The 9,020-nt window shown below is 42.7% G+C and carries 9 protein-coding genes; 6 read left to right on the top strand and 3 right to left on the bottom strand.

Translation table 11 applies throughout. The features are described 5' to 3' along the window. Nucleotides 1-273: 273 nt before the first annotated feature. From tgt to A4G17_RS07885, 3 genes are read left to right on the top strand one after another with little or no spacing between them, the layout of a single operon-like run. Nucleotides 274-1,428, top strand: a complete 1,155-nt coding sequence (tgt, locus tag A4G17_RS07895) for a tRNA guanosine(34) transglycosylase Tgt (protein WP_123956114.1) — start codon at nucleotides 274-276, stop codon at nucleotides 1,426-1,428. Next, entirely contained in the window at nucleotides 1,421-1,933 is a 513-nt protein-coding gene (locus tag A4G17_RS07890; RefSeq protein ID WP_123956115.1) for a hemerythrin domain-containing protein, read from the top strand. The genes tgt and A4G17_RS07890 overlap by 8 nt, the downstream gene beginning before the upstream one ends. Beyond that, a complete protein-coding gene (locus A4G17_RS07885) occupies nucleotides 1,933-2,160 on the top strand; it encodes a sulfurtransferase TusA family protein (RefSeq protein WP_123956116.1) in 228 nt (75 codons plus the stop codon). The genes A4G17_RS07890 and A4G17_RS07885 overlap by 1 nt, the downstream gene beginning before the upstream one ends. Nucleotides 2,161-2,213: 53 nt before the next feature. On the opposite strand, the gene A4G17_RS07880 is transcribed toward A4G17_RS07885, so the two are convergent. From A4G17_RS07880 to A4G17_RS07870, 3 genes are all read right to left on the bottom strand, one after another. Beyond that, nucleotides 2,214-2,819: a TIGR04211 family SH3 domain-containing protein gene (locus tag A4G17_RS07880; RefSeq protein WP_123956117.1), complete on the bottom strand. Its 606-nt coding sequence runs from the start codon at nucleotides 2,817-2,819 to the stop codon at nucleotides 2,214-2,216. A 79-nt stretch (nucleotides 2,820-2,898) separates the two neighbouring features. After that, the gene (locus A4G17_RS07875) at nucleotides 2,899-4,161 is read right to left on the bottom strand and encodes an inorganic phosphate transporter (protein WP_123956118.1); all 1,263 of its coding nucleotides are present in this window, start codon (nucleotides 4,159-4,161) and stop codon (nucleotides 2,899-2,901) included. Nucleotides 4,162-4,175: 14 nt separating this feature from the next. Continuing rightward, nucleotides 4,176-4,856 carry a TIGR00153 family protein gene (locus tag A4G17_RS07870; RefSeq protein WP_123956119.1) on the bottom strand — a complete coding sequence of 227 codons (681 nt, stop codon included), beginning with the start codon at nucleotides 4,854-4,856 and terminating at the stop codon, nucleotides 4,176-4,178. Nucleotides 4,857-5,138: 282 nt separating this feature from the next. Between A4G17_RS07870 and pheS the strand changes: the two genes are divergently transcribed. Genes pheS through pheT form a run of 3 tightly spaced genes read left to right on the top strand, consistent with a single transcriptional unit; the run spans nucleotide 5,139 to nucleotide 9,016 of the window. Next, the gene (gene pheS / locus A4G17_RS07865; RefSeq protein ID WP_123956120.1) at nucleotides 5,139-6,122 is read left to right on the top strand and encodes a phenylalanine--tRNA ligase subunit alpha; all 984 of its coding nucleotides are present in this window, start codon (nucleotides 5,139-5,141) and stop codon (nucleotides 6,120-6,122) included. A gap of 11 nt (nucleotides 6,123-6,133) precedes the next feature. Next, nucleotides 6,134-6,613 (top strand): hypothetical protein, encoded by a 480-nt coding sequence (locus tag A4G17_RS07860; RefSeq protein WP_123956121.1) that lies wholly within the window; start codon nucleotides 6,134-6,136, stop codon nucleotides 6,611-6,613. 15 nt (nucleotides 6,614-6,628) lie between these two features. After that, the gene (pheT, locus tag A4G17_RS07855) at nucleotides 6,629-9,016 is read left to right on the top strand and encodes a phenylalanine--tRNA ligase subunit beta (protein WP_123956122.1); all 2,388 of its coding nucleotides are present in this window, start codon (nucleotides 6,629-6,631) and stop codon (nucleotides 9,014-9,016) included. Nucleotides 9,017-9,020: the final 4 nt, after the last annotated feature.

Below are 9,020 nucleotides of genomic sequence, written 5' to 3'. Positions count from 1 at the left end.
TAAGTCATATTTTAGTTTCTGGTAAGAAGATGACTTAGCTTTTTAATTATACACGCTAACCTATCTAATAATAAGTAATCTATTGTAAGTAAAGTATAAAGAAGTGTTTGGTAATTATAGGGTGTTAAGCTTTTATGATTGGTTTATAGATAAAGTTTAGTGCTTTCTAATTGATACTTATATCACGCTTACATATTTGTCATATAACAGTGGATTAACTGCTAGTTAAGTGGCAAAATGAATAATGTGGACTGTTTTTCCGCAGGAGAACGAATGAAATACGAACTACACAAAACCAGTGGCAACGCTCGTCGTGGGCGTTTAACCTTTTCTCGTCCAAAAGGCGAGTTTCACGTTGAAACCCCCGCTTTTATGCCTGTAGGCACTTACGGTACCGTGAAGGGGATGACGCCCGAAGAAGTGGCGGCAACAGGGGCACAAATTTTGCTCGGCAATACCTTTCATTTATGGCTGCGTCCAGGGCAAGAGATTATGAAGTTGCACGGTGATTTGCACGATTTTATGCAGTGGCATGGCCCAATTCTCACCGATTCAGGTGGCTTCCAAGTGTTCAGCTTGGGTAAATTACGCAAAATCAAAGAAGAAGGGGTCACCTTCCAAAACCCAATCAGTGGTGAAAAAATCTTCTTATCACCTGAAAAATCAATGGAAATTCAATACGATCTCGGCTCCGACATTGTGATGATTTTCGATGAATGTACGCCATATCCCGCCACCTTTGACTATGCCAAACAATCCATGGAAATGTCGCTCCGCTGGGCGAAACGTAGCCGCGATCGTTTTGATGAGCTGGAAAACCCAAATGCCTTATTCGGTATTATTCAGGGCGGTGTGTATGAAGAATTACGCAAAATTTCGGTAGAAAAATTAGTCGAAATCGGCTTTGACGGCTATGCGGTTGGTGGTTTGGCGGTCGGTGAGCCGAAAGAAGATATGCACCGCATTTTAGAGTACGTTTGCCCGCAAATTCCTGCTGACAAACCTCGCTACTTAATGGGCGTAGGCAAGCCAGAGGATTTGGTCGAAGGTGTTCGCCGTGGGATTGATATGTTCGACTGCGTAATGCCTACTCGCAATGCCCGTAACGGCCATTTATTCGTGAGCAATGGCGTGGTGAAAATTCGTAATGCGAAATATCGCAACGACACTAGCCCGCTTGATGCCGAGTGCGATTGCTACACCTGCAAAAACTACACCAAAGCGTATTTGTATCATTTAGATAAATGTAATGAAATTTTAGGAGCAAGGCTGAACACCATTCACAATTTGCGTTATTATCAACGCTTGATGGCACAAATTCGCCAAGCGATTGAAGAGGACCGCTTTGATGAATTTGTGGTGGCGTTCTACCAAAAAATCGGCAAGGAAATCCCGCCACTACAATTAGGAAACAACGAAAATGCTTAATTTATCACCACAGCAGTTCGTCACTTGGGACGAACCGATTGAAATGCTTTACGCCTGCCATGGCAAAGTGAAAAATTTCTGCCGTCAGTTGCAAATTCTGCCAGATTATATCGAGCAAAACGGCTGCAACGAAGCGGTGAAAAATGATGTGAAGCAGATTTTAAACTACTTCAACCAATCTGCCCCGTTGCACCACGACGATGAAGAAAAAGATTTCTTCCCTGCGTTGATTAAACAAGTACCAACCGCCCAAGCCGATGTCGATTTACTTGAACAGCAGCACGTTGCATTGCATAAAAACTGGGACGAACTTTCCACGCAACTGGTGGCGTTACTTAATGGCGAGCGGGAGAATGTTGATCGAGAGCTGATCAAGCGGTTCGTTTCGGGCTACGATTCGCATATTGCCATTGAAGAGCCGTTGTTTGAGCTGGGGCGTGAGCATCTTGCCGAGAGCGAACTGCAATCTATCGGTAAAATTATGGCGGATCGTCGTAAAGTTTAATGGACTACCAACTCGACCTGACCGCTTACCGCTGCCCCTTGCCGTTGTTAATGACCAAAAAAGCGTTGCAGCAACTCAAACAAGGCGAGCTATTGAAAGTGTTGCTGAATGAAACGGCAACATTGAATGATTTTATATTGTTAGGCCATACGATGGGGGTATTGGTTGAGCAGGGCGGTGAAAACGAAAAGATGCAACTTATTTTTAAAAAACGGAAGGACGCTTAGGCGTCCTTCATCATTTGCAAAAAATGTAACGGAACTGACCGCTTGTCGTTTGATTACCAACCGTTATTGCGTTTGCGGCGTGGCATAAGAAGTGGGAGTAACAGTCCAAGTAATAAACCAGCACCAAGTACAGTGCCACCATAGATAAAATATTGAATCATAATTTCACGAGACTCAGCATCTTGAATGGCTTCCAGATCACGGTTTTTATTCTTTAAAATTTCCAATTCACGTTTTAATTGTGCGTTTTGTTCTAATAATTCACTGCTTTGCTGATCAGCTTGTTGTGTGCGACGTTGCATTTCTGTAGTGCGTTGCTGCCAATCGCCATCAATTTTATTTAGTTTTAATGTGAGCTCTTGCACTTGTTGTTGTAATTGTGGGGTAAGTTCTTTGGAGCTTGGTGTTGTGGTTAGTTCACTATTGAGAATCCATGCTTCACGATTTTTGGCATCTCGTATCAAAGAATAGCGTTCTCTACGCTCGAGCACAGTTACCTTTTCACCTGCTTGAATCGTGCCGGAAATTTTGAAATTATCGCCTGCTCCTTTGCGTAGGTAGGTGTTAAGATTTTCGGTAACGTATTGGGTTTGAGCAAAAATGGGGAGAGAAGTGGCGAGAAAGAATGAGCCGAGTAGAGTTGCAACAGTTTTTTGCATAGTAAATCCTTAAATTACATAATCAGAAAGTGCCATAAATGCACTTTCTGATTCCGATAAAAGTGGGAGGTTCCATTTATTAACGGAAAATCGCACTTAAAATGTAGTAAATAATAATAGAAAGTATTGCTCCTGCTGGAAGAGTAATAACCCATGAGGCAACGATGTTTCGTATCACACCAAGATTCAGTGCTGCGATACCGCGAGCAAAGCCTACACCGAGAACCGCACCCACTAGGGTTTGTGTCGTTGAGATTGGTAAACCTGTTCCTGAGGCAAGTACAACGGTAATTGCACAAGAGAATTGTGCAGCGAAGCCACGGCTTGGGGTGAGATCAGTAATACCAGTACCAATAGTACTCATGACTTTATGACCCATTACGGCTAAACCCGCAGCAATCCCAATTGCACCAAGTGGAAGTACCCACGGTGCCATAACGGTTTTACCTTCGATAACACCGCCATGATCCACGATAGAAACCACCGCTGCCAATGGACCAATCGCATTTGCTACATCATTTGAGCCATGGGCAAATGCCATTGCACAAGCCGTGATTAACATCAACATACTAAATACTTTTTCTACGCCACTGAAGCCACCGTTTTGTAAACGTGAGACAAAGGTTTTACTGCGTAAATAAAAGAAGCTAGCACAAGTTGCAATAATGGCAAGTAGAAGACCTAGCCCCACTGTTTGCAACCCACTAAGATTTAATCCAACGTGCTTTAACCCTTTATCTAATGTGACAACACAGATAATAAAGACGGTTAAACCTGCATAATAAGGAGCATACTTTTGAGCATTGGCAAGGGGGTGTTCAGTATCAAAAATAAGTTTTTGCGTAGAAATGAAGATAGCAAATGCCACAATTCCCGCAATAACTGGTGTGATAAACCAACTACCAACAATACCGCCAAATTTAGACCATTGTACGGCCTCTATACCAATAGTAATACAAGCAAAACCGACAATCGCACCAATAATCGTATGCGTTGTTGATACTGGCCACCCTTTCTGGGAAGCGATTAATAGCCACACACCTGCCGCGAATAGTGATGCCATCATTCCTAGTATCAGAACATCAGGTTGGCCGACAAACGCATCGGATGCGATGACTCCGCTTTTGATTGTCTCTGCAACTTCGCCACCCGCAAGGTAAGCTCCCGCAAATTCAAAAATTAGAGCGATATAGACGGCTTGTTTTGCTGTAATTGTGCCTGAACCGACAGATGTGCCCATTGCATTGGCAACATCATTTGCACCAATACCAAATGCCATAATAAAGCCGAAAACCGCAGTAATCAGCACAATGATGAAGCCGTAGTGATGTATCAGTTCCATAAATTTTATACCTCTTATGAACGTGCTAACATCAACTCAATACGTGAGCCAACTCGTTGTGCTTGATCGGCAAGAACCCCAATCCATTCAATGATTTTATATAAAAACATAATATCAATTGGATTATAGGCGTTTTCAATTTGTAGTAATGCTTTACGTAATACAATTTGTAATTGATCCGTATCATCTTCAATAGTATCAAGCTCTAAAATCATATTATTCACGAAGTTAAGCTCACGACCGCGGAAGCCTGTTTCAAGAAGTTGATCCATTTCATTGATGACTTTATCTGCTTGCGTTGTAGCATCAAGGCTACGGGAGAGAAAATGCACAAAAGAAGGTTGCATTTCGGTTGGAATCAGTAATTGACGACCAATTACTCTGCCAGAAATATCTTTAGCGAAGTTAGCTAATTTATCTAATTGGGTGACAAGTTCTAGTAAGTCAGTACGCTCAACAGGCATAAAGAGCCCACGAGGTAGTTTGAGGCGAATTTCACGTTTGAGCGTGTCTGCTCTGCGTTCTAAATCAATAATTTGACGACGAATATTTTCTGCATCGTCCCAACGACCTTCAAATGTCGCTTCAAAAAAAGGAACTAACAAACCGCAACATTCTGTGACTTTCTTAGAATGTTTTTGTAATGGCTTGAGAGGCGAATGGGCGAATAATCCTAAAATATTATTCATTGCCATAGGTTGATCTCCAATGTGATTGATTTAAATTGGCTTTGTCTTAAGGCAAAGCGACAGCAATTTTACTTGATGTCGTCAGCAAGATCACGAATTAAAATGTAATTTTTTACTAACAAGCGGTCAGATTCTCAGAATTTTTTGCAAATCAGCATGCTCTTCAGTAATTCGGGCCTATCAATCTAATAGTTACAAATCAACAAGTTAAACTATATTTCAATTTACAAGGCTGCTTAGAAGTATTACTATTTCACCATTTTTGATTACAAAATTTAGAGGATAGGAATGCAAAACCTAGAAAATATTGTGGCTCAAGCCTTGAATGCGATTGCAAATGCCAATGACGTCGCGAGCCTTGAAGCACTACGTGTTGAATATTTTGGGAAAAAAGGACACTTCACTACTTTAATGCAAGGATTGCGTGACGTGCCGGCAGATGAACGCCCAGCCGTTGGGGCAAAAATTAATGAAGCAAAACAAACGGCTCAGGATGCGTTAAATACGAAAAAAGAGCAGTTGGAGGCCGATGAACTAAATGCCAAATTAGCTAGTGAAAGCATTGATGTGAGTTTACCAGGGCGTAAAACCGAATTAGGTGGTTTGCATCCTGTTTCTATCACGATTGAACGCGTGGTGAAATTCTTCTCCGAACTTGGTTTCAGCGTGGAAAAAGGCCCGGAAATCGAAACCGACTACTACAACTTCGATGCCTTAAACATTCCTGCTCACCACCCAGCCCGTGCTGACCATGATACTTTCTGGTTTGATGCCGAGCGTTTACTGCGTACTCAAACTTCTGGCGTACAAATCCGTACCATGGAAAAAATGCAGCCGCCAATTCGCATCATGGCTCCAGGTCGTGTATATCGTAACGACTACGATCAAACCCACACCCCAATGTTCCACCAAATCGAATTACTTTATGTCGATAAAAAAGCGAATTTCACGGAGTTAAAAGGCTTGCTCCATGATTTTCTACGAGCATTCTTTGAAGAAGATCTACAAGTGCGTTTCCGCCCGTCTTATTTCCCGTTCACTGAGCCATCAGCAGAAGTGGATGTAATGGGTAAAAATGGGAAATGGTTAGAGGTGTTAGGCTGCGGTATGGTGCATCCAAATGTCTTACGCCAAGTTGGTATCGATCCGAACGAATACTCAGGTTTTGCCGTGGGGATGGGGGTTGAGCGTTTAACGATGCTCCGCTATAACGTCACAGATTTGCGTGCGTTTTTTGAAAATGATCTACGCTTTTTAAAACAATTTAAATAGGAGTTGATGAGATGAAAAAACTATTAGCAACTACATTAGCCCTGCTTTCAGCAACTGCATTTGCAGACACAAAAGTGGATACGCCTACTGAAAGTCATGTACAAGACAAACAACCGTTTGCAATGATTCGAGTGTTTGATACTTCTGGAAAAGAGCCGAAATTAATGGATGGAAATCGTCTTTCTCGTCATAAATCTCGCCAAGTTTGTGTTTTTGTCGCTAATGTGCCTATTCAAGAACAAAATCTTTTTGCTGAATATTTTCAAGCTCCTAAGCCGATGAAAATTCATTTTGAAGGTGCAAATGTACAAGCGGAAGATAATCAAAAGAACTATTTAATTTCATTTAATATGACCAAAGAACAAATAGTCGATGATATCGTTTCTCAATGTTGGACTTTCACAAAAAATGATCCAATCGGTACATATAAATTAGATGTGCAATTTAATGATATTGTTTTTAAAGGCTTAGAATTCAAAGTATTAAAATAAGAAGTGAGAATATAGATGAAATTTAATGAACAGTGGTTGCGTGAATGGGTGAATCCTGCAATTAGTACAGAGCAGCTTTGCGACCAAATTACGATGTTAGGTTTAGAAGTCGATGGTGTAGAAGCAGTTGCGGGCGAATTTTCAGGTGTGGTTGTGGGCGAAGTGGTCGAATGTGCCCAACATCCTGATGCGGATAAATTGCGTGTAACCAAAGTGAATATCGGTGGTGATCGTTTATTAGACATCGTATGTGGTGCCCCAAACTGCCGTCAAGGCTTAAAAGTGGCGTGTGCGACTGAAGGGGCGTTATTACCAGGTGATTTCAAAATCAAGAAAACCAAATTGCGTGGTCAGCCATCAGAAGGGATGCTTTGTTCGTTTGCTGAATTAGGCATCAAAGCTGAACAAGATGGCATCATTGAATTGCCATTAGAAGCTCCGATCGGCACTGATCTGCGTGATTATCTTAAATTAGACGACAGCACCATTGAAATCAGCTTAACTCCAAACCGTGCGGACTGCTTAAGCATTGCAGGAATTGCTCGTGAAGTCGGCGTGATTAATCAATTAGCCGTGAGCGAACCGACTATTGAGCCAGTCAAAGCGACTATTGCCGATAAAGTCACAATCGATTTACAAGCCCCAGAAGCTTGCCCACGTTATTTATTACGTGTGGTGAAAGGCGTGAACGTCAATGTGGTGTCGCCATTATGGCTGCAAGAAAAACTTCGCCGCTGTGGTATTCGTTCCATCGATCCAATTGTAGATATTACCAACTTGAGCTTGCTTGAGCTCGGTCAACCAATGCATGCCTTTGATATGGCGAAAGTAGCTCAACCTGTACAAGTGCGTATGGCAAATGAGGGTGAAGAGCTGGTGTTATTAGATGGCACCACCGCGAAACTTCAGCCAAATACATTGCTAATTGCGGACCAAAACGGACCGCTTGCAATGGCGGGGATCTTCGGTGGCCAAGCAAGTGGTGTGAGCAGTGAAACGAAAGATGTGATTTTAGAAGCCGCATTTTTTGCGCCACTCGCAATTACAGGGCGTGCTCGCCAATACGGCTTACACACTGATGCATCTCACCGCTTTGAACGTGGTGTCGATTTTGAACTTGCTCGCAAAGCGATGGAACGTGCTACCGCATTATTGCTTGAAATCTGTGGTGGCGAAGCGGGTGAAATCGTGGAGGCGGTTAGCCCAGAGTATTTACCAAAATCTAACCGTGTTGAACTTCGCCGTGGTAAATTAGATAATCTACTCGGTCATCAAATTCCAACAGAAACCGTGACGGATATTTTAAATCGCCTTGGGTTGCAAGCGGAATACGCCAATGATGTATGGACAGTACAGTCGCCAAGCTGGCGTTTTGATATTGAAATCGAAGAAGATTTGATCGAAGAAGTCGCTCGTATTTACGGTTACAATAGTATTCCAAACAATGCACCACTCGCCCATTTGCAAATGCGTGGCGTGCCAGAGCGAATTTTAGATGCTCAACGCGTGCGTACGGCAGTTGTCGATAGTGATTACCAAGAGGTGATCACTTATAGCTTCGTTGATCCGAAAATTCAGCAGTTGTTGCATCCCGATCAAGAAGCATTGATTTTACCAAACCCAATTTCAAGTGAAATGTCAGCAATGCGTGTGTCACTTTTGACTGGCTTGCTCGAAACTATTGCTTACAACCAAAACCGCCAGCAAAATCGAGTTCGTATCTTTGAAACAGGCTTGCGTTTTATCCCTGATGCGACAGCCGAAAATGGTATCCGTCAAGAACAAGTGTTTGGTGCAGCGATTGTTGGCGATAAACGCCCAGCACATTGGGAGCAAAAGGCAGAAGCCGCTGATTTCTTCGACTTGAAAGGTGATTTGGAGCGAGTGATTTCACTTACTCACGCCCGTAATGATTTGCAATTTGTCGCGAAGCAGTTCCCCGCACTCCACCCAGGACAATCAGCTGCGATTATGTTAGACGGTAAAGAGATTGGTTTTATCGGTACGGTTCACCCTAAAATTGTGCAAAAACTTGGTATTTCAGGCAAGCCAGTGGTGTTTGAATTATTAGCCGATGCAATTGCAGAACGCCCAATTCCAAGTGCGAAAGAGATTTCTCGATTCCCTGCCAATAAACGTGATATTGCAGTCGTGGTTGATACTCATGTTGCCGCAGGTGAAGTATTGGCAGAGTGTCGTAAGGCAGGTGGTGAAAAATTGGTTGGCGTGAATTTATTCGACGTTTACCAAGGGGCAAATTTAGCGGAAGGCAAGAAAAGTTTAGCGATCAGCTTAACCGTTCAAGACACCGAAAAGACCCTTGAAGAAGACGAAATCAATGCGGTAATCCAAGCGGTATTAAGTGGACTCGCACAACGTTTTAATGCTTATCTGAGAGATTAGTAAG

This window comes from Frederiksenia canicola (assembly GCF_011455495.1).
Classification (GTDB): Bacteria; Pseudomonadota; Gammaproteobacteria; order Enterobacterales; family Pasteurellaceae; genus Frederiksenia; species Frederiksenia canicola.
This window is presented reverse-complemented; position numbering and strand designations above follow the sequence as displayed.